This window comes from Acidovorax sp. 56 (genome assembly GCF_002749705.1).
Taxonomy (GTDB): Bacteria; Pseudomonadota; Gammaproteobacteria; order Burkholderiales; family Burkholderiaceae_C; genus Acidovorax.
Window position 1 is genome coordinate 525,985 of the sequence record NZ_PEEV01000001.1, and the last position, 20,610, is coordinate 546,594.

The window sequence follows — 20,610 nt, forward strand, 5'->3', positions numbered from 1 at the left end:
GACATCTATGAACAGGTTCCAAGGGCTCAGCGCCTATGCTGCCGCACCTTGCCCGTGGCATGCAAGCCCGTGCCCACAGGCTTTACCTGCGGGACATGAAGGCCGCTGCAGCGGTTGCACTTTGATGCAGATGGGCGGGCTCTGGGCCCTGCTTGGGGCCTGCGTTGTGGGACCCGTTGTGCGTCGCCTTCTGGCGACGGTTCTTTGTGGCGCCTATGGAGCGTTGCCAGCCGTGCTACTGGCGCCAGTGGCCTCGGCCGCCTCTTCAAAGCGGTCCACCGTGCGCAGTTGCTTGAAGCCCAGCGTCCACCCGCCCACCACGCCCAGGGTGCACAAGCCGCCCAGCACGGCCGCAGGCACCACGCCCAGCCACGCGGCGCTGGTGCCTGCGCGGAACTCGCCCAGCTCGTTGGACGAGCCGATGAACAGCATGTTGACCGCATTCACACGGCCGCGCATGTGGTCGGGGGTGGAGAACTGCACCAGCGCACCCCGGATGTAGACGCTGACCATGTCGGCCGCCCCCGCCACCAGCAGCGCGGCAAACGACAGCCAGAACCAGGTCGACACCGCAAACAGCAAGTTGGCCAGACCGAACACCGCCACGGCCATAAACATGGTGCGGCCCACTTTGCGGTTGAAGGGGCGCATGCTCAGGTACAGCCCCGCGCCCACCTCGCCCACCGCCACGGCGCTGCGCAGCGCGCCCAGGCCCGCCGGGCCCACGTGCAGCACCTCGCTGGCATAAATGGGCAGCAGGGCCACCACGCCGCCCAGCAGCACGGCAAACAGGTCCAGCGAGATGGTGCCCAGGATGATGGGGCGCGAGCGAATGAACTGGATGCCCGCGCCAAAGCGCTGCCACATGGTGCCCAGCGTGGGGCCCAGAGGGCTGGCGTGGGCGGTGGCCACGCGCATCAGCAGCGCAGTGCCGATGGCAAAGCAGGCAAAGCAAAGGGCAAAGGTTAGCTCACCACCGCCCAGGGCATACAGCACGCCCCCCAACAGCGGGCCGCCAATGCTGGCAGAGCGCATGAGCATGCTGTTGGCCGCAATGGCCTGTGCTAGCTGTTCGCGCGGCACCACCTGGGGCAGCAGGCTTTGCAGCGCGGGCCCTGAAAACGCCCGCGAGCAGCCAAACAGCACCAACACGGCATACACGCCCGCCACCCCACTGGCGCCGTGGCCCGACAGCCACCACAGCCCTGCGCTGCACAAGGCCCCCACCGCCCAACTGATGGCCAGGATGTTCTTGCGCGAGAAGCGGTCGATCAAATCGCCCGCAGGCAACAGCAGACACAGCATGGGCAGGAACTGCGCCAGCCCCACGTAGGCCAATGCCAGCGGGTTGCGCGTCAGGTCATACACCTGCCAGGCCACCACCACGGCTTGCACCTGGGTGGCAAACACCGCCATGAGGCGGGCGCTGATGAAGGAGAGAAAACCGGGGTGGCGGTAGATGCTGACTGGTGCAGCCACAGGCGGGAGGGAGGTGGAAGACGTCACGTGAAGGGGCAGCACAAGCCGCGCATGAGATTGATTCGCATGCTAACGCTTTGTGGCGCAGCTTGCTGGGCGGGCCCTTGTGATGGGAATTGAGAAAGCCACCATCACGGTGGGCGCGATACATCGGGATTTTCCGGGCTGAAGGGGAATATGAGGAACTGGCCCGTTGTAAAGGCGTTTCAATCCTTGCAATCCCTTTGAGGCACCTTGCCTTGGATGCCAGTTCCTGTTGCCAGTGCCTGCAAGTCAACGCGAAGAGTTCTTTGTCTCTGTTTTCTGTGAGGCAGAATTCGGCCAAAACCTGACGATCAAACGGAGCAACAAGGTGGTGCAATACGAAGTTCAAGGGGAATGGCTGGAGTCGCTGCCATGCAATCATCAAGTTCTCTTTCTGACGGCACTTAGTCACTGTTTGACTGTCGCTGGCCGTGATAGCTACACCCCTCAAAGCGAAGAGTTAGAACATCCCACTCATCTTCGCCGGATTAATGAGATTCAGCACCGTGTTGCAGCTTGTGCCTACGAGTTGCTAGTCAATGATTCGACAGAGAGCTTTCGGCGCTCCATTGCCCATTGGGTGCTTGATCAAGCTGACCAGCGTATGTCGGAGAACATGCAATGGGCATGGCGAACGGCTAAAGAGAGAGTATTAAAAACCGTAGCGCAAAGGGCAGTTCCGCAATAAACAGCTGAGGGCCTCTGTCTGCTTTCGGGCGCGGCGTACAGCTGCTTTGGGCCCTGAGCCGACTTTCAGTAGCGCCGCCCGTAAGCTGCCTTTGACTCGCTGCACGCTACTGTTGGAAATCTCGGTGCCTGCCGACTCGCGAGCTATAGTTTTCCCCGTTGGGTCCCTAAGAAAAGACATGAAGCGAAAATCTGAGATTTTTTTAGTTTTGATATGGCCCGTCCTATTCACGGTTGCTGGCGTCTGGCCTTATGTCTCAGGTGAACCATTTCCACTACCTGGATTGCGCAAACTTGCTGCGACGGACGAATTAAGCCGTGTCCTGCAGGTTTTGGCCGTGCTGCTTGCCGGTATATGGCTAACGTTTCAGGGTTGGCAAACTCGGGAGCGTCTTATGGTATTTCAGGGCGTGGCATTTGCGCTCTGGATTCAAGGGTTTCTTTATATAGGTGTGCCTTTTGGATTGGCCTTCGGATGCTTCGCTGGCGTTGCAATAAGCCGCAATAGGGAAAAACAGGCATAGCGGTGTTGCGATGGTCTAACTCGGCGCTCAAGCGGACTGGCTTTCAGCCAGCCGCTTACCTTGGCCGTTGAACGTCCGCTTCCATTTGCAGTGAACGGCTGCTCCTGGCCGGTTTCAGCCACTCGCAACCTGTAACCACTGGCGTGCGATCACGTCCTGCCGCTCCTACCGCCGCTCGTGACGCTTGAGTTCCGCCGCGCCATCGTCATGTCGGGTACCTGCTAAGAAAAGTTGGTGCGGCGCGTTCCTCACATTTCCCAGAAGTTTTCGCCCCAGCGTCCGATAACCCTCACAGAGCCGATCAAAGAGGGAGATGCCACCGCCGCTGGCGCAGTGGAGCATGCGTCGTTGCGGGCCCCTGGCTAGGAGTCTGCGCGGCAGAAGGAGCATCGGCTGCAACGCACGATAAACCGGTCTCACGCGGTACTACCTCCGGCGCCCAGGGGCCCACCCTGGGCTTGTCGGTAGCACCACGCGATCCTCGGTTTTCGCGCGTTTCGCTTCGATGCCTTCTGCCGCGCAGACTCCTAGGGTCCGCGCTGCCTATCTGGAGACAAACCAAGAGAACTGCCATGGGGCTGAGCGTCAATACCAATGTGATGTCGCAGAGCGCGCAGCGCAGCCTGGGCCGTGTGCAGGGCGAGCTGGCCTTGTCCATACAGCGCCTGTCGTCGGGCCTGCGCATCAACAGCGCCAAGGACGATGCCGCTGGGCTCGCCATATCCGAGCGCTTCACCAGCCAGATCCGGGGGCTTAACCAGGCCGCGCGCAATTCCAACGATGCTCTGTCCCTTTTGCAAACGGCCGAGGGTGCGCTGTCTGGCGTCAGCGGCAATCTGCAGCGCATTCGCGAGCTGGCCGTGCAAGCGGCCAACGGCACCTACAGCGCCTCAGACAAGCAGGCCATACAGGCCGAGGTGGCGCAGCTGGCGGCAGAGATTGACCGGTCTGCCTTGGCCACCCAGTTCAACGGCATGGCGGTGTTTGACCCCAGCCGGGCCAGTGCGGTGGGGGACGAGAACCAGCTGGCCGTGTTTGATGGCATGACCAGCGTGGGCAGCTGGCTGGAGAGCAGCGAGCAGTTGATCTCCCGCCTGTATGGCATCCAGGCCGATGGGGCGGCGCTGGACATTCGCTACACCGGCTTTACCGACAACGCCGGGGGGGTGGCGGCCTACGTGCAGGCCACGGGCTTTGATGCCCAAGGCCGGGGCACCAATCTCGTCTTGCAGGTGGACATGGCCGACTTTGTGCCGCCCAACCTGCCCAACGGCGGCTCGGCCCCGTACTACAACGACCGCATCATTGCCCACGAAATGGTGCACGCCGTGATGGCGCGCGCCACCAACTGGCAGGACTTGACGGGCAACCACCTGTGGTTTGTGGAGGGCACGGCCGAGTTCATTCAAGGGGCGGAGGAGCGCGTCAAAGCCGACGTGGCCAGCTCCAGTGCCGCCGCTCTGGCGGCGGCCGTCAATGGGCCGTCCAACACCAGCGCTTTTTACTCGGCCAGCTATTCGGCGGCGCGCTACATGCACAGCCGCATCAAGGCGGCGGGGGGCGAGGGCATCAAGGACGTGCTCACCTACCTGAACGGCAACCCCGGCGCCACCCTGGACCAGGCGCTGGCCAACGCGTCCAGCGGGCAGTTTGCCAGCGCGGCCGATTTCAAGACCCAGTTTGCAGCGGCGGGTGCTGCGTTCATCGGCGCGTTTGACTTGAACAACGCAGACACCGGCGCCATCGGGGGGCTTGATGTGGATGGCGGGGATGTGAAGACCGCCACCAGCACGGTGCCCAACAGCGGCAGCAAATCGGGCACCAACGTGTTGGATGGGTTCACGGAGTCGTTTGAGGCGATTGCCACCTCGGGCGGCTCTACGACCAGCAAGGTGTTCCAGGTGGGGGCCAATGCCAACCAGACTTTGGAAACCCGGGTTGGCGCGGTCAACCTCAGTGCGCTGGGCTTGCGCAGCACGCTGGATGTGACGCTCTCGCCAGCCCAGGCCATCGTGGCGGTGGACCGGGCGCTGGACTACGTCAACGGCCAGCGCGCAGTGATCGGAGCCCAGTCTTCGCGGCTGGAGACCACCCTGTCCACGCTGCAGAACACCAGCCAGAACCTGTCGGCCAGCCGCGCGCGCATTGTGGATGCTGACTTTGCAGTCGAGGCTGCAGCCCTGGCGCGCCAGCAGATCCTGCAGCAGGCGGGCTCGGCCATGGTGGCGCAGGCCAACCAGTTGCCCCAGGGCGTGCTCGCGTTGCTGCGCTGAGGACAGCCGGGCAGGCCTGCAGGTCTGAGTTAACGCGGGTGCTGCCGATGCCGGTACGTCCACGGCGCCTGGGGCCGCTTTTGCGACCACAGCCCCACATGCTGGGCCTGGGCGCGCTGCTGCAGCGGCTGCAGTTGCGGGTGTTGCTTGGCATACGGCGTGTACACCCAGGCCAGGCCCGCGTTCACCTGCGCGGCGGCAACGTCCTGGCCGCTGCAGCGCACATTGGCCACGGTGCGACCGTAGTCGTCTTTTTGCAGGGGCTGCAGCGTGGCTTGCTGCTTGAAGCACAGGCGCGCCAGGTTTTGCTTGGAGCGCAGGCCAAAGGCCTGCTTACTCTCTGGCGCGTCGATGGCGGCAATGCGCACTTTCAGGGGGCGGTAGGCCCCGGCTTGGCTGCAGCGGGCGGTGAGGGTGTCGCCATCGCTGATGGCAATGACGAGGCAAAGCAGGGTCGTTACAGGCACAAAAATCCAAGTCTGTGGTGTCGTGCGGCAGCGGCGGCCCACATGCCAGCGCCTGCACCACCTGTTCAATTCAAAGGGCAAAGGGGCGCCACTATACGGGCTTCTTTCGTGGTGCCGCCCGTGCGCGCGAGGCCATTGTTAACGCTGCTTGCCGTTGTGTTTCTGGATGTTTCTTTGCGGCGTTTTTCGGGGTGAACGGCCCACTTCGCCACTAAGATGCCACCGCTTGCCTGGGCCCTTGACGGGCCTTGGGCGGGCTTTTTTGCGCAGGCACAAGGCGCCCCGCTGGCGAATGGCTATACCCGCGACAGCAGGAGTGACACCAGAGGCGATGGCCCGATCCATCCCGATGGATGCGTTCAGCGCCCCGGGCTGCCTCCAACCAATCACAGGAAACCGATCCGACTATGTTCAATTACCTCCAATGGGGTCGCCGTTGCTCGGCCGGGGCTTTGTGGGCCCTGGCGGTTTGGGGTGTGGGGGCAGGCGCCCAGACCACGCCGCCCAAGGCCGCAGCCGCTGCAGCTGGGGCCGCCGCTGGCGTGCCCGTGGTGTCGCAACTGTGGCATGTGGACTATGACGTGGCGGCCGATGGCAAGTCTTCGGTGGCCTACGCCACGCAGCACCAGGTGGCCCACGCCAGCGCGCTGGAGCGCATGAAGTCGTTCTCCTTCTCCTACAGCGCAGGCATCCAGACCGCGCAAATCCTGGAGGCCTACACCCTCAAGGCCGACGGCCGCCGCATACCGGTGCCACCCACCAATTACCAGACTGTGGTGAGCGATGGCCGCGATGGCGCCAAGCCCCTGTTCTCTGACCGCACCCGCATCTCTGTGGTGTTCCCGGACCTGGCCGTGGGCGATTCGGTGGGCATGCGCTACCGCATTGATGACAAAGAACCCATCTTCCCGGGCGCCTTCTCGGTGGTGCAGGGCTTCTCGCCGTATGGCGTGCACGAGGACAGCCGCGTCACCATCCGCGCGCCCAAGGGCCTGAACCTGCGCTTTGAAGCCCACGGCCTGCAAGAGCAGCCCCCGGTGCAAGACGGCGACGCCACCGTGCGCCAGTGGCGCTACCAAAACACCACCCCCAAGGCCTGGGACGAGGCCGATGCCGGCATCTGGCGGCTGGACGAATCGCCCGTGCTGCTGGCGAGCACGTTTGCCGACTATGAAAGCATTGCCCGCGCCTATGGCGAGCGCGCCTTGCCCAAGGCCCGGCCCACACCGCGCATCGAGGCGCTGGCCCAGTCCATCGTGGGCGCGCAGACCGACCCGCGCGAGCGCGCACGGCTGCTGTACGAATGGGTGTCCACGCAAATCACCTACGGCGGCAATTGCATTGGCGTGGGGGCCGTGGTGCCGCGCGATGTGGACGTTGTGCTCGACAACAAAATGGGCGATTGCAAAGACCACGCCACGCTGCTGCAGGCGCTGCTGACCGCGGTGGGCGTGCGCAGCGAGCAGGTGCTGATCAATGCGGGCGAGCTGTATGACCTGCCCACCACGCCGGTGGTTTCCACCGTCAACCACGTCATCAACTACCTGCCCGATTTCAAGATGTACCTGGACGCCACCGCCAAGCAGGTGCCCTTTGGCTACCTGCCCGGCAGCGCCTACGCCAAGCCGGTGATCCATGTGGGCGCAGACAAGGCGCTGGCCAGCATCCCGCCCGGCAGTGCCGACCTGACGGAGCAGCGCGCACACACCAGCATCCAGATCGCCGCCGATGGCAGCGCCAAGGGCAGCCTGCAGGCCTCCTTCAAGGGGCTGGCTGCCGCCCAGATGCGCAGCTACATGGCCGATTTGCAGGGCGACGGCGAGCGCGACTTTGTGCGCAACATGCTGGCGAGCGGGGGCTTCAAGGGCCAGGGCGTGCTGGACCGGGGCGACCTGGCCCCCGCCAAGGAGCTGTCGGACAGCTACAGCTTTTCGATCACCTTCGAGATCGCCAAGTACCTGCAGGCAGGCAAGCGCGGCGCCTTTGTGCTGGCCCCAGTGCTGAACCTGCCCATGGGCATTGCGCGCCTGGCCGAGGCCGAAGAAAAGCACCTGCCGCGCAGGCGCACGGGCTGCTACGGATACCACAGCTACGAAACCTATGACGTAGAACTGGGCGCGGGCGTGGCCTTCAACCGCGTGCCGCCCAACCTGCAAACCCGCAACCAGGCACTGAACTACAGCGCCACCTATCAGCGCACCACCAATGGCTACAAGGTCAGCCGTGAGGTGCACGACACCACGCCGCAGGGCCTGTGCACGCCCGAGTACGCCGCGCAGTGGAACAACGAGGTCAAGCCCATCGCGCAAAACCTGCAAAGCCAGATTTTTTACCAGCGTGGCGAGCCCGCCAAAGAGCAGGCCAGGGGCCAGACCAAGGGCGCCCAAAAGGGCCAGGCCAGGGGCGCCGCCAAGGGGCCAGCCAAAGCCCCGGGCAAGGTGCAACCCAAAAAGCGATGAAATGGGTTGAGGGTGTTGAGGGTTTTTGGCCGCTAAGGCTTATGGATAAAGCGCTGGCAGCTATTGAAGTGATAGCGTTAATGGGCTGCCAGCCCGTGGCGCAGCCAAGGCGGTGTGAACGGGTGCTGCGCAAAGAAGGGGAACTCCCGCCTCCCCAGGGGGCTCTGCCCTGGTGGGTTTCTTTGCTGTGCGGCTGGGGGCTTTGGGTGCGACAGCCCTGGGCTTCATGGGGCCGCCCCAAAAACAGGCTACCCTTTCACACCGGTGGGCCACACAAGCCATCGGCAGGGCGCGGCACACGGCACATGCCCAGTTTGGAGAAAACGGTTTTGAAGCATCTTTTACGCGCACACGCTGGTGGCGCCTTGTCGGCTTTGGCGGGGCGACTGACGCCCTGGGCCGCCCTTGGTGTGGCGGCTCTGTTGGCAGGCTGCGCTGCCACCGGCCCTGCGCCCAAGTTCTATGGCCCGCAGGAGAAGTTTGGCTCGGTCGCCACCTATTCACGCCTGTTTGATGCCACGCCTGCGCAGACTTGCGAAGCCTCGCGCCGCGCCTTGCTCAGCCAGGGCTACCTCATCAACACCACCACTGCCGAGATGGTGGAGGGCAAAAAGAGCTTCCAGCCCAGCGCCGAGACCCATTTGCAAATGGTCATTCGGGTGGTGTGCGTGCCCGACTCTCCCAGCGGCAAGGTCAGCCTGGGCTTTGTGACTGCCCTGCAAGACAGCTACACCCTGCGCAAAACCAATAACTCGGCCAGCCTGGGGGTGGGGGCGCTGGGGTCGGTGTCCTTGCCCATTGCGGCCAGCAGCGACTCGCTGGTCAAGGTGGGCAGCGAGACCATTGCGGCCGACAGCTTCTACGACAGCTTTTTTGACCTGATCAAGCGCTACCTGGTGGCCGATGATGTGCCTGCCGAGGTTTCGGCAGGCAGTTAAACGGATATTTGACCTCCCAGGGGCTCATCAACCCTGAACCCAGGCCAGGCGCGTTCACCGCCCTGGCCTTTACTTTTGGGGCCGATTGCGGGACGATTTGGTTTTCTGCACTGCAACAGGAGACTGCCATGGATTCCGTTCAGCCCCGCATCGACCCTGTAAGCCGCTACGGCGCGGTGAACCCCACCGACGGGGTGCAGCCTGCGGGCCGTGCCACGGTGGGCAACCGCAACGCATCGCAGGCGGCAGACACCACCGCCACCCCGGCCAGCACAACCACTGTGACCCTGAGCCGCCGAGCGCAAGAGCTGTCGGCCCAGCAGACCCGGGAAGAGTCCCGTGAAAACGTTCAGCAAGCCAGTGATGCCGCGCAGGCCCGCCAGGACGCTGATGACGCGGTGGCAGCCAACGCTGTGGCCGCCAATGCGGTGGCCTCGCAGGGCAATGCCAGCGGCGCCAACAATGCCGACCGTGCCAGCGGCAGCAGCCCGCGCGATGCCCAGGTGCGCCGTGCCTACCAAGCCAGCGAGGGCGCGGCCTCTGTGGCCTGACCCATCCTGCCCCAGCCCCCACCGCACGCCACCCGCGCGTTAGGAGTTCACCATGGTCACCGCCGTCAGCAGCGCCGCAGCCGCGCCCAGCAACTCGTATGCCGTGCAGACCGCTCGGCGCGAAGCCCTGCAGGCTGAGCAAACGGCGCAAACCCTGCAAACCCAGGCCGAGGCCGCCCAGCGCAGCGCCGACCAAGAGCAGGCCCGGGCCGATGATTTGAGTGGCCAGTCGGCCGATGCGAGCCAGCGGTCGGTCAGTGCACGGCGCAATCTGGCGGCGGCCAACGACCCAGCCTCTCGCACGGCCAGCCAATCCCAGACCCAGGCCGTGGCGCCTGCGGCACCTCCTGAAAATACCCGCTTGCTCAGTGCTTCCGGCCGCGTGGCCGGTGGCGTCAGTGCCGGGATGTTTGTGAACGTGTACGCCTGAACGGGTTGCCACGGTCTTGCTGTGATGGATCCGGCACGGACCTTCTTAAGGCGTTCACGCTGAGTCCTTCGACGGGCTCAGGACAGGCTTGCCTAAGCGCTACGCAGGGTTTCGACAAGCTCAACCCGAACGGGTATTTCAAGTTCAAAGAAGCTCGCTCGATAGCACTACAACACGTCCAAGGTCTTGTGGGGCCGTGGTCATTTCCGCCCCGGGGCCGTGCCCCTCACTCCATTCGCTGCACCGCCACCTGCTTCCATGCCCCCGGCGCCAGCCCTTCCAGCGTGTAGGGGCCCACGGCGGCGCGCACCAGCCGCAGCGTGGGGTGGCCCACGGCGGCGGTCATGCGCCGCACCTGGCGGTTGCGGCCTTCGCGTATCACCAGCTCCAGCCACGCCGTCGGGATTGACTTGCGCTCGCGGATGGGCGGCACCCGGGGCGCCAGGGCGGGGGCAGGGTCCAGCAAGCGGGCCTGGGCGGGCAGGGTGGGGCCGTCGTTGAGTTGTACGCCCTGGCGCAGTGCGGCCAGTGCGGCCTCATCGGGCACCCCTTCCACCTGCACCCAATAGGTCTTGGCCATCTTGAAGCGCGGGTCGGCAATGTGGGCCTGCAGCTTGCCATCGTTGGTCAGCAGCAAAAGCCCTTCGCTGTCGGCGTCCAGCCGACCGGCCACGTACACGCCGGGCAGGTCGATGTAGTCCTTGAGGCCCTGCCACTGCCCCTCGGGGGTGAACTGGCTGAGCACGCCGTAGGGCTTGTTAAAGCAGATGAGCTGTACCGCCTCGGGGGCGATGCGCTCGGTCACGGGCCTGCGCGCGGGCGCTGGGGATGGGCGCGTGGCTTTGGCCGGGCCTGTGCGCGGGGCGGCGGCAGGGCGCGAGAGTGTGGGGCGGCGTGGGGGCTGCGTCGTCATGCCGTTGCAAACGTGGGGAGGGCGGTGAGAGGCGTGTATTCCGAGCGAGGGGTGGCGCGGCAGGGGCGTAGCCCTCAGTCCTCGCCCTTGCCCACCACGGCCCGCACGCCTGCGGCGCCCACATCAACGGTCGTGCCCACCACCGTGGCACCCACCTTCACGGTGGTGCTGACCACTGTCACGGCGGCATCGGCCACGGCCACTACAGCGCAGCCGGTGCCCAGCAGGGGCGCGGCACATGCCGCGGCCCACAGCGCTGCACGGGGCCAGGGCCTGGCGGCGGGGGTTAGGGCTTGTGGTGTGCCTTTTGGGGCAGGGCGGGTGCTGGGCATGGTGGTGGCGGGTGAAGGGGCCGGAGCGGCAGGGTGGCGAAACGTTGAAGGGCGTGAAAGACCTGAAGGACGCACAAAGCTGGCCCGAGGGCCGCTGCTGCATTGTCATTCAATGAACAGGGCCGGGTCCACCATGGTGCGGTTGAGCATCACGCCCCAGTGCAGGTGGGGGCCGGTGACGCGGCCGGTGGCGCCCACCTTGCAAAAGGCTTCGCCCGTCTGGACGGTGTCGCCCACGCGGACCTGAATGCTGCTCAGGTGGCAGTACATGGTGAGCAGGCCGTGGCCATGGTCCATCCACACGGTGCCGCCGTTGAAGAAGTAGTCGCCCGTGTCAATGACGGTGCCAGGCAGCGGGGCCACGATGGGGGTGCCCGTGGGGGCCGCAATGTCCATGCCGCTGTGCGGGTTGCGCGACTGCCCGTTGAATACCCGCCGCAGCCCGAACGAGCTGGAGCGTCGCCCCGGCACGGGCTGCTGCATGCGCAGCGATGGCAAAGCACCGCCTGTGGGCTCGCTCCAGGTGGCCATCACGCGGGCCTGGTGGTCGCGCTCGCGTTCGTAGCGGGCCTGGTCTTCGGGCGCCAAATCCACTGTGCGGGGCGACACCTTGAGTTGCTGCTCGGCATAGCGCTTGGGCGCCACGGTGTAGGGCAGTTGCCGGGCCTGCGTCAGTTGGGTGTCTGCTCCGCCGGCCAGCAGCGTGGCGTGGGCGCTGCCCACGGCGGCGGCCAATGGGATGCCGAGCACCGCTGTCCACTCGATGGCATCGCCCACCACCAGCACCGGCACATCGGCATCACCCTGGCGCACCTGCACCCGGGGGCGCTGCGCTGCAGGCCCCAGCGACAGGCGCGCCACGCCGCCCGGCACCTGCAGCGCGTGCGGCCACACCACGGGCGCGGCGGGCTGCGGCTTGGCCGCCCAGCTGGCGCCCGGCAAAGACAAAAGACCCAGGGTGGTGAGCAGGGTGCGGCGGTGGGGTTGGTGCATGGAGGGCGAAGCGGTGAGGGTGCGGGAGAGCAGAGGCAGCTTCAAAGAAAAATAGCCGCCAGGGCGCATTTTATAAGCGCTGGCAGCTATCAATTTTGATGTGGTGGGAAGGCGCAGACGCGGCACACCGCCAGCCCCGTCACAAGGACATCAGTGGGTGACGAACTCGTAAGTCACCGATTCGCTGTCCACCATGTCCAGCACGTCGTTGAGCACGTCGTCATCGTCGGTGCTGCTCCAGGTTTCTTCGGGGTTGGTGGCAAACAGGGGCTCGATGGCGACGTCCATGAAGGTGCCGTTGGGCAGCTTGAGCACAGGGGTGCCTTCCGAGGTGCCCACCAGCTCCCAGTCGTCGGGCACGGACATTTCAAGCTGGATGGTGACGTTGAGTTTTTTCATGGTGCATTCCTGAGGGTAAGGCTGCGAGGGTAACCGAATTTTGAATAAAAAGTGCCGCTAGCGCTCAAGGAATAAGCGCTGGCAGCTATAAAAAAAGGAGCTAATTAACCCCGGCTGCTTTGGGTGGGCGGGCTGCCTTGCCTGATTAGCTACTTGCCTCAGATACCCCTGCATCCGTTCGGGCTGAGCCCGTCGAAGCCAGGGCTTGCCGCCTGCGTGCAAGGCTTCGACAAGCTCAGCCCGAACGGGTGGGGACGAGAAGGCGTCTGAGGCAGGTCGCCAATCAGGCTGCCTTGCCTTCAGTGCCACCCGCTCTAGCCCGCAATGTTGGCCTCTACCAGCTGCGCCAGCAACTGCAGTGACTCTTGCCAGCCCAGGTAGCAGGCCTCGGTCGGGATCATGGCCGGGATGCCTTCTTGCACCGCCACCAGCTCGGTGCCCACCGATACGGCCTTGAAGGTGATGGTTGTGCGCATTTCACCCGGCAGGTGGGTGTCGTCAAAGCGGTCGGTGTGGACGATGCGCTCGCCCGGCACCAGCTCCAGATAGCGCCCGCCAAACGCATGGGTGTGGCCCGAGGCCAGGTTGGTGAACTGCATGCGGTACGCGCCGCCCACGCGGGCATCCATCTCCAGCACCCGGCCCGTAAAACCGTGGGGCGGCAGCCACTTGGCCATGGCGTCGGGGTCCAGAAAGGCGCGGTACACCCGCTCTGGCGGGGCGCGCAACACGCGGTGCAGGGTGACAGTGCCGGTGGATGCGGGGGCGTTGCTCTGGGTCATGTCGAGCCTTGGGTGGGGGGAGTGGTCGGGCGCTCATCATCCCCCAGCCCTGTGGCGCTGTAAACGCCTGCGCTTGCGGCTTTACAGGGTGTTTCCGATGGCTTGGGCTGGCCGCACAGCCATCGGGTCAATGCACTCAGGCCAGTGCCTGCACGCGCACCGCATAGCTGGTGCTGCCCTGGGCCCACTGCACCAGGCGGTCGATGTTGGGGTGCTTGCCAGGGTGGGCGTGGGCATCGGCGGTGTGCTCGGCATACCACTCCAGGCCCAGGCTGGCAGCGGCGGGTGTGATGTGGCCGCCGTACAGCGCGGCCAGTGCGGCATACAGCGCCAGCGAACCGGCCTGGCCGGGCTTGTTCTCCAGGGTGGCAAGCACAGCGCCGTCAGCGCCCAGCACTTGCAAGGAGGTGAGGTGGGCGGCAGAGGGCAGTTGCTTGAGGCGGTCAGCGAAGTTCATGGGTTCAGTTCCAGACGAAGAAAGGGCTGGCACATTGCTGCGCCAGCCCGGGTGATCCATTGGACTGCCTTTTCAGGGGCAGTCCAAAGCGCAGGGGCGTGAAGTTAACCCAATTTCGCGCCCTGCGCCGCATCCCTCACAGATGCCCGCTCACTTCTCCAAATCACTTCTTCAAGTCGAAGCGGTCCAGGTTCATCACCTTGGTCCAGGCGGCCACAAAGTCGCGCACAAATTTGGGCTGTGCATCGGCCTGGGCATACACCTCGGCCAAGGCGCGCAGTTGCGAGTTGGAGCCAAACACCAGGTCCACGCGGGTGCCGGTCCACTTCACGGCGCCGGTCTTGCGGTCGCGGGCTTCAAACACGTCGTTGGCGGACGATGTGGGGCTCCAAGCGGCGCCCATGTCCAGCAGGTTCACAAAGAAGTCGTTGGTGAGCTGCCCGGCGCGCTGGGTGAACACGCCATGCTGTGCGCCCCCCACGTTGGCGCCCAGCACCCGCAGGCCACCCACCAGCACCGTCAACTCGGGCGCGCTCAGGGTCAGCAGCTGCGCCTTGTCGATCAGCAAGGCCTCGGCGGGCACGCTGAACGTTTTCTTCTGGTAGTTGCGGAAGCCATCGGCCACGGGCTCCAGCACGGCGAACGATTCCACATCGGTCTGCGCCTGGCTGGCATCGGTGCGGCCGGGGGTGAAGGGCACTTCCACCGCCTGGCCTGCGGCCTTGGCAGCGGCTTCCACACCGGCATTGCCTGCCAGCACGATCAGGTCGGCCAGCGACACCTTTTTGCCACCGCTTTGCGCCGAGTTGAAGGCGGCCTGAACGCCTTCAAGCACCACCAGCACCTTGGCCAGCTGCGCGGGCTGGTTGGCTTCCCAGTCCTTTTGCGGGGCCAGGCGGATGCGTGCGCCGTTGGCACCGCCGCGCTTGTCCGATCCACGGAAGGTCGATGCCGAGGCCCAGGCGGTGGACACCAGCTCCGCCACCGACAGGCCGGTTGCCAGCACCTTGGCCTTGAGTGCGGCCACATCCTGCGCGTCGATCAGCGCGTGGTCCACCGCAGGCAGCGGGTCTTGCCAGATGAGGTTTTCTGCTGGCACTTCAGGGCCCTTGTACAGGGCCTTGGGGCCCATGTCGCGGTGGGTCAGCTTGAACCAGGCGCGGGCAAATGCGTCGGCAAACTCGGCCGGGTTCTGGTGGAAGCGGCGGGCAATTTTTTCGTAGGCCGGGTCCATGCGCAGCGAAAGGTCGGCCGTGGTCATCATCGGCGCATGCTTTTGGCTGGGGTCGTGCGCGTCGGGGATCAGGTGCTCGGGCTTCACGTCCTTGGCCACCCACTGGTGCGCGCCCGCGGGGCTCTTGGTCAGCTCCCACTCGTAGCCGAACAGCATGTCGAAGTAGCCGTTGTCCCAGGTGGTGGGGTTGGGCTTCCAGGCGCCTTCAATGCCGCTGGTGGTGGTGTGCACCCCCTTGCCGCTGCCCAGTTGGTTGATCCAGCCCAGGCCTTGCACTTCAATGGCAGCGGCTTCGGGCTCGGCGCCGACCAGGGTAGGGTCGCCCGCGCCGTGGGCCTTGCCAAAGGTGTGGCCGCCAGCCACCAGGGCCACGGTCTCTTCGTCGTTCATGGCCATGCGGGCAAAGGTTTCGCGCACATCGCGGCCGCTGGCCACGGGGTCGGGCTTGCCGTCCGGGCCTTCGGGGTTCACGTAGATCAGGCCCATCTGCACGGCGGCCAGGGGGTTCTCCAGGTCGCGCTCGCCGCTGTAGCGGCTGTTCGGCTTGTCGCTGGTGGCCAGCCACTGGGCTTCGGCACCCCAGTAGATGTCTTCTTCGGGTTGCCAGATGTCGGCACGGCCCCCGGCAAAGCCAAAGGTCTTGAAGCCCATGGATTCGAGCGCCACGTTGCCCGCCAAGATCATCAGGTCGGCCCACGAGATGGCGTTGCCGTACTTTTGCTTGATGGGCCACAGCAGGCGGCGGGCCTTGTCCAGGTTGCCGTTGTCGGGCCAGCTGTTGAGCGGGGCAAAGCGCTGGTTGCCTGTGCCCGCGCCACCCCGGCCATCGCCTGTGCGGTAGGTGCCTGCGCTGTGCCAGGCCATGCGGATGAACAGGCCGCCGTAGTGGCCCCAGTCGGCGGGCCACCAGTCTTGTGAATCGGTCATCAGCGCCGTCAGGTCGGCCTTGAGGGCCGCGTAGTCCAGCTTCTCGAACGCGGCGGCGTAGTCAAATTCTTCGCCCAGCGGGTTGGAGGCCGGAGCATGCTGGTGCAGGATGCCCAGGTTCAGCTGGTTGGGCCACCAGTCGCGGTTGGACTGGCGGGCCACGGCGGTCTTGGCGCCTGCCTGTGCGCCTGCGGCACTGTGGAAAGGGCATTTCGATTCGTTGCTGCTCATGGGGCTCTCCTTGGTAGTTGGCTTAAACAAGTGAACGAAGGATATTTCAATCAACTATCCATATCCATTGATTAAAACTAATCGCAGGCATGCACTGGCGCTATGCAATGGGTGGGTTGGCAAAGAGGCTCCGTGGTAACCCCGCATTGGCATTCATCGTGCTTTGGCTTACGGTGCTTTTGCTATCGCGTTTTCCCTCCACCCTCGTCCTCTTCGGAGCCTTTTTGAAATGACCCCCAAAAAATTCCTCGCCATCGCCGCTGCCGCCGTCATCACCTGCCTGTCCTTCACCCAGGCGGCGCAGGCAGGCCCCCGGCTCGACAAGATCATGGAGGCCAAGACCATCCGCGTGGGCACGCCGGGCGACTACCGCCCCTTCGCCATCAAGACCGATGCGGGCTTTTCGGGCCACGACATCGACGTGATCGAAACCATGGCCAAAGAGCTGGGCGTGAAGATCGAATACGTGCAGACCTCCTGGCCCAACCTGGTCAAAGACCTGCAGGCCGACAAGTTCGACGTGGCCGTGGGCGGCATCACCCGCAACGTCACCCGCATGCGCCTGTTTGACATGCTGCCCGGCTACGCCCCGTTTGGCAAAGTGGCCCTGGTGCGCAGTGCTGACAAGGCCAAATACACCAGCGTGGACGCCCTGAACCAGCCCACCGTGCGCGTCATCAAGAACCCCGGCGGCACCAACGAAACCTTTGTGCTGGCCAACCTCAAGGCCGCCCAGGTCAGCACACACGACAAGAACGCAGAGATCCCTGCGCTGATCGCCGAAGGCAAGGGCGATGTGATGATCACCGAAACCTACGAAGCCCTGCACTACGCCAAGGCCGACCCGCGCCTTTACGCCGCGTTTGTGGACGCACCGCTGACGCCCAAGAACTACCTGGGCTTCATGGTGCCCACCGACGACGCCGACTACACCCGCGTGATGGGCTTTGTGTGGGGCCTGATCGAAAGCCGTGGCGCCATCCAGCAGGCCGCCACCAAGTGGCTGAAGTAACCTGCGCAGCGGGTGAGCTGCCGGCTTGATGGATCCAGGCCATCCCCCGGCAAAATAAAGGCCCCGGCCACACGCCGCACACCCCTTCCGGCGTTGCCGCCGGGGCTTTTTTCATGACCGCACCCAGCACAGCGCCCACTACTGCACCCGCCACGGCATTCCCTCCCGCTTCGTATCCCATTGGCACCCCCGGCCAGCCCTGGGGCCCTGCCGAGCTGGCCCAGTGGCGCGCGCGCCAAGTGCGCCAGCGCAGCTATGCCGATGACGTGCTGGCTGCAGTCGATACGCTGCGCACCCGCTTTGATGTGACGAGCTACGGCGAGGTGGCCTATGGTGATGAGCGCTATGCGCTGCAGGCCATTCGCCCCCGCGCCTGGGCACCTGGCCTGCCCACCGTGCTGGTCACCGGCGGTGTGCACGGCTACGAAACCAGTGGCGTGATGGGCGCGCTGCGGTTTGTGGACCAGCACGGCGAGCGCTATGCAGGCCGCGTGAACTGGCTGGTGGCCCCCTGCATCAGCCCCTGGGGTTGGGAGCGCATCCAGCGCTGGAACCACGACGCCATCGACCCCAACCGCAGCTTTCGCCCCGGCAGCACGGTGCAAGAGTCCGCCGCACTCATGGCGCTGGTGGCCCAGGTGGCATCCCTGCAAGGCGCATTTGCGGCGCACATTGACCTGCACGAAACCACCGACACCGACGAATCCGAATACCGCCCTGCAGTGGCCGCGCGCGACGGCAAGGCGTTTGAGCCCAGCAGCATCCCCGACGGTTTTTATCTGGTGGACGACACCGAGAACCCCCAGCCCGCCTTCCAGCAGGCCGTGCTGCAGGCGGTGGCCCGCGTCACCCACATTGCACCGCCTGACGAGCGCAACGAAATCATCGGCTCGTCCATGACGGAGCCCGGCGTCATTCGCTACGAGCTGGCCGCCTGGGGCCTGTGCGCCAGCGTGACAGGCGCGCGCTACACCACCACCACCGAGGTCTACCCCGACAGCCCCCGCACCACGCCCGAGGCTTGCACCGCCGCGCAAGTGGCGGCGGTGTGTGCGGCGCTGGATTTTGTGCTGGCCAGTGGCCGCTGACCTGCGCATGGACGCCGTTGCAAAGCACAAGCGCCAAGTGAGGCAGGCGCTGGCGCAGCGCGGCCTGGGCGCGTGGATGAATGACACCAAGTGGCGCGAGCTGCTGGCCGTAATTGATACGCTGCCTTTTCCTCCGCCGTACCAGCGCAAAGACGTGCTGCGTTCTGAGCCAGAGCCCAGTACGTTTGATGTAGACGTTTGGTACCTGGGCGACTGGGTGGAGGGGATTCACCCCTTGTATTCCATCGAATGGCTGCGCATTCGGCCGAGGTACTTGGCCCATGTCGGCCAGTTGCTGCCGCCCACCGTGGTCGATTGCGAGGCCGCGCTAGAGCAGGCACTGCAGTCGCTGGGGTTGCCCTACGAAAAGGCCGATGGCTCGATCTGGATCTATGGCTATCGGTAGTTGATATCTCCAGAAAATGCCTGACTAACGACTTGCCTCAGATATCCCTGCATCCGTTCGGGCTGAGCCCGTCGAAGCCAGGGCTTGCCGCGTGCGTGCAAGGCTTCGACAGGCTCAGCCCGAACGGGTGGGGACGAGAAGGCGTCTGAGGCAGGCCAAAAATCAGGCTAAATAGGCTGCTAGCGCTTATGGATAAAGCGCTAGAAGCTATTGAAAACATAGCAATCTGCGCCGCAATCAAGTCTTCCACGCCCCGTGGTGCGATGCCGATGCCTCGTCAATCAGCGCAGGCCCGATGCACTCGATGGCGTGGCCTGAGGTGTTGAACACATCGCGGCACGACAGCTCGGCATCGCGCTGGTCCAGCCGCTCGCCGCGGAACACGCGCAGCCGCTCGGCGTCAATGCCGTACACCACTCGGCCAATGGCCGACCAGAAGATGGCACCTGCGCACATCACACACGGCTCGCCCGACGAGTAGAGCGTGGCCTGGGCCAGCGCCTCGCGGCTGTGGCGCGGGCTGGCCAGGCGGATGGCCGATGTCTCGGCGTGCGCCGTGCAGTCGCCCGTCTCGCCATTGGCGTTCCAGGCCTCGGCCAGCACCGTGTCGTCGGGCGCCACAATCACCGCGCCAAAGGGCCGGTTGCCGCGTGCGCGGGCCTGGTCGGCCAGCGCAATGGCGTGGCGCAGGTAGCGGCCGTCGCGCTCGTGCAGCGGCACCTCAGCGGGCAGCATTGGCTGGGTTAGCTGGGCCGTCATGCCACCACCTTGCGGTCAGCCGCTGCAGGCAAAAAGGCGGGGTTGAACACGCGCTCTGCCGCAGGCTTGCGCGCCAGGCCATACACGGCGGCCACCTCGTCTACTTGCTGGGCCAGCACGCTGGCCTGCACGCCGCCCAGGCCCACGCTGTGCACCTCGGGCGCAGCCAGGTACTGGCGAGTGATGGCCCAGCGCTCGCGCTCCACATCCATGTTCAAGATGGGCTCACGCGCCTTGATGGCGGCCAGCGCGGCATCGGGGTTTTGCAGTGTCTCGCGCAGGGCGCGGTTGCTGGCGCGCAAAAAGGCTTTGGCCAGCTCGGGCTTGTCTTGCAGCAGCTTGCCTGCCAGCACGGCGTTGCCGTACAGCTGCAAGCCCGCCTTGCCATATTCCAGCACTGCCAAATCCTTGGGCGGCATGCGCGCAAACAGCGACACGGCCGAGTCGTGGAAGTACGTGGCCGCGTCCACATCGCCGCGCACCATCACGTTGTCGCGCGCGCTGAAATCGGTGGTCACCCACTCAAACAAATCGGGCGTGGTCTTGAGGCTGCGCGCCACCATGGGCCAACTGCGGCGGGTGGATTCCACCGCAGCAGCCGCCACGCGCTTGCCTTTGAGCGAGGCAAAGTCGCTGGTCACGCCACGGTCCTTGCGGCCAATGATGACGAAGGGTGCGCGGTTGTAGTACTGGTAAACAGCCTGCACCGGCGTGTCGGGGTTTTGCGCGTGGAACTCAGTCAGCGAGCTGATGTCGCCCAGCCCCAGGTCATACGCCCCGCTGGCCACACGGGTGATGGAGGCCACCGAGCCCGCCCCCACGTCAATGCTCACGTCCAGGCCTTCGTCCTTGTAGTAGCCCTTGGCCTGCGCCATAAAGAAGGGCGAGGTCTGGCTCGTCACCCGAAAATCGAGCGTGAACTTGAGCGGCGTGAGCGGCCCCTGGGCGTGCACCCACGGTGCAGCAAGGCTGATGGAGGAGGCGACAGAGGTGGAGAGAAACAGGCGTCTTTGCATGGCGGTGCCCCATTGAACAAGTGCTGCAGGCCACCGACCGCACTCGCCGTGGCGGGGCAGGGCGCGCGCCCCTGCACAAGGCAAACGGGCACCCGCACCAGCCTCCGGCACATGCCAGGCAGGTCGGCACGAAACTGAGCAATTTCCGGGCAACACAGGCGCGGGGCCTGTGTGCTGAACGCTTCTACTCAAGGGCATGCCAATGCATGAAGCGTGCCCGGCGCGCGAC

At 65.1% G+C, this 20,610-nt stretch carries 21 protein-coding genes; 10 read left to right on the forward strand and 11 right to left on the reverse strand.

Annotated features, from left to right (window positions below; genetic code table 11):
- Nucleotides 1-213: 213 nt before the first annotated feature.
- Complete coding sequence (locus CLU88_RS02185; RefSeq protein WP_369827687.1) at nt 214-1,461, reverse strand: MFS transporter; 1,248 nt, start codon at nt 1,459-1,461, stop codon at nt 214-216.
- Between the two features lie 274 nt (nt 1,462-1,735).
- On the opposite strand from CLU88_RS02185, the gene CLU88_RS22640 reads away from it, so the two are divergent.
- The 3 genes from CLU88_RS22640 to CLU88_RS02190 all read left to right on the forward strand — a co-directional run bounded on the left by CLU88_RS22640 (nt 1,736) and on the right by CLU88_RS02190 (nt 4,987).
- On the forward strand, nt 1,736-2,191 hold the full coding sequence (locus tag CLU88_RS22640) for a hypothetical protein (RefSeq protein WP_143225927.1): 456 nt from the start codon (nt 1,736-1,738) through the stop codon (nt 2,189-2,191).
- Nucleotides 2,192-2,369: 178 nt separating this feature from the next.
- Nucleotides 2,370-2,714, forward strand: coding sequence for a hypothetical protein (locus CLU88_RS22645; protein WP_143225928.1), 345 nt, complete (start codon nt 2,370-2,372; stop codon nt 2,712-2,714).
- A gap of 572 nt (nt 2,715-3,286) precedes the next feature.
- Nucleotides 3,287-4,987, forward strand: coding sequence for a flagellinolysin (locus CLU88_RS02190; RefSeq protein WP_099655197.1), 1,701 nt, complete (start codon nt 3,287-3,289; stop codon nt 4,985-4,987).
- Between the two features lie 29 nt (nt 4,988-5,016).
- Here CLU88_RS02190 and CLU88_RS02195 read toward each other — a convergent pair whose 3' ends face one another.
- Nucleotides 5,017-5,454 (reverse strand): thermonuclease family protein, encoded by a 438-nt coding sequence (locus CLU88_RS02195; RefSeq protein WP_099658579.1) that lies wholly within the window; start codon nt 5,452-5,454, stop codon nt 5,017-5,019.
- A gap of 407 nt (nt 5,455-5,861) precedes the next feature.
- Between CLU88_RS02195 and CLU88_RS02200 the strand changes: the two genes are divergently transcribed.
- The 4 genes from CLU88_RS02200 to CLU88_RS02215 all read left to right on the forward strand — a co-directional run bounded on the left by CLU88_RS02200 (nt 5,862) and on the right by CLU88_RS02215 (nt 9,832).
- Nucleotides 5,862-7,913 carry a DUF3857 and transglutaminase domain-containing protein gene (locus tag CLU88_RS02200; protein ID WP_158235570.1) on the forward strand — a complete coding sequence of 684 codons (2,052 nt, stop codon included), beginning with the start codon at nt 5,862-5,864 and terminating at the stop codon, nt 7,911-7,913.
- A gap of 386 nt (nt 7,914-8,299) precedes the next feature.
- Nucleotides 8,300-8,851, forward strand: coding sequence for a DUF2242 domain-containing protein (locus tag CLU88_RS02205; RefSeq protein WP_369803874.1), 552 nt, complete (start codon nt 8,300-8,302; stop codon nt 8,849-8,851).
- A gap of 128 nt (nt 8,852-8,979) precedes the next feature.
- Nucleotides 8,980-9,402, forward strand: coding sequence for a hypothetical protein (locus CLU88_RS02210; protein WP_143225929.1), 423 nt, complete (start codon nt 8,980-8,982; stop codon nt 9,400-9,402).
- A 52-nt stretch (nt 9,403-9,454) separates the two neighbouring features.
- Nucleotides 9,455-9,832 (forward strand): hypothetical protein, encoded by a 378-nt coding sequence (locus tag CLU88_RS02215; protein WP_099655201.1) that lies wholly within the window; start codon nt 9,455-9,457, stop codon nt 9,830-9,832.
- Nucleotides 9,833-10,058: 226 nt separating this feature from the next.
- Here the strand turns inward: CLU88_RS02215 and CLU88_RS02220 are convergent, their stop codons facing one another.
- The 7 genes from CLU88_RS02220 to katG all read right to left on the reverse strand — a co-directional run bounded on the left by CLU88_RS02220 (nt 10,059) and on the right by katG (nt 16,100).
- On the reverse strand, nt 10,059-10,745 hold the full coding sequence (locus tag CLU88_RS02220; RefSeq protein ID WP_099655202.1) for a pseudouridine synthase: 687 nt from the start codon (nt 10,743-10,745) through the stop codon (nt 10,059-10,061).
- Between the two features lie 74 nt (nt 10,746-10,819).
- Nucleotides 10,820-11,077: a hypothetical protein gene (locus tag CLU88_RS02225; protein WP_233205350.1), complete on the reverse strand. Its 258-nt coding sequence runs from the start codon at nt 11,075-11,077 to the stop codon at nt 10,820-10,822.
- 105 nt (nt 11,078-11,182) lie between these two features.
- Nucleotides 11,183-12,070, reverse strand: coding sequence for a peptidoglycan DD-metalloendopeptidase family protein (locus CLU88_RS02230; RefSeq protein WP_099658581.1), 888 nt, complete (start codon nt 12,068-12,070; stop codon nt 11,183-11,185).
- 150 nt (nt 12,071-12,220) lie between these two features.
- On the reverse strand, nt 12,221-12,469 hold the full coding sequence (locus tag CLU88_RS02235; RefSeq protein WP_099655203.1) for a hypothetical protein: 249 nt from the start codon (nt 12,467-12,469) through the stop codon (nt 12,221-12,223).
- 314 nt (nt 12,470-12,783) lie between these two features.
- A complete protein-coding gene (locus tag CLU88_RS02240; RefSeq protein WP_099655204.1) occupies nt 12,784-13,251 on the reverse strand; it encodes an SRPBCC family protein in 468 nt (155 codons plus the stop codon).
- A 136-nt stretch (nt 13,252-13,387) separates the two neighbouring features.
- Complete coding sequence (locus CLU88_RS02245) at nt 13,388-13,708, reverse strand: DUF2322 family protein (protein WP_099655205.1); 321 nt, start codon at nt 13,706-13,708, stop codon at nt 13,388-13,390.
- A 163-nt stretch (nt 13,709-13,871) separates the two neighbouring features.
- A complete protein-coding gene (gene katG / locus CLU88_RS02250; RefSeq protein WP_099655206.1) occupies nt 13,872-16,100 on the reverse strand; it encodes a catalase/peroxidase HPI in 2,229 nt (742 codons plus the stop codon).
- A gap of 229 nt (nt 16,101-16,329) precedes the next feature.
- Here katG and CLU88_RS02255 point away from each other — a divergent pair, with 229 nt between their 5' ends.
- From CLU88_RS02255 to CLU88_RS02265, 3 genes are all read left to right on the forward strand, one after another.
- Nucleotides 16,330-17,112, forward strand: coding sequence for a transporter substrate-binding domain-containing protein (locus CLU88_RS02255; RefSeq protein ID WP_099655207.1), 783 nt, complete (start codon nt 16,330-16,332; stop codon nt 17,110-17,112).
- A 113-nt stretch (nt 17,113-17,225) separates the two neighbouring features.
- Complete coding sequence (locus CLU88_RS02260) at nt 17,226-18,200, forward strand: M14 family metallocarboxypeptidase (RefSeq protein ID WP_099655208.1); 975 nt, start codon at nt 17,226-17,228, stop codon at nt 18,198-18,200.
- 7 nt (nt 18,201-18,207) lie between these two features.
- Nucleotides 18,208-18,606 (forward strand): DUF6678 family protein, encoded by a 399-nt coding sequence (locus tag CLU88_RS02265; RefSeq protein ID WP_143225930.1) that lies wholly within the window; start codon nt 18,208-18,210, stop codon nt 18,604-18,606.
- Nucleotides 18,607-18,843: 237 nt separating this feature from the next.
- Here CLU88_RS02265 and CLU88_RS02270 read toward each other — a convergent pair whose 3' ends face one another.
- Nucleotides 18,844-19,365 carry a nucleoside deaminase gene (locus CLU88_RS02270; protein ID WP_099655210.1) on the reverse strand — a complete coding sequence of 174 codons (522 nt, stop codon included), beginning with the start codon at nt 19,363-19,365 and terminating at the stop codon, nt 18,844-18,846.
- Complete coding sequence (locus CLU88_RS02275; protein ID WP_099655211.1) at nt 19,362-20,381, reverse strand: ABC transporter substrate-binding protein; 1,020 nt, start codon at nt 20,379-20,381, stop codon at nt 19,362-19,364. Before CLU88_RS02275 ends, CLU88_RS02270 begins: the two co-directional genes overlap by 4 nt.
- Between the last annotated feature and the right edge of the window lie 229 nt (nt 20,382-20,610).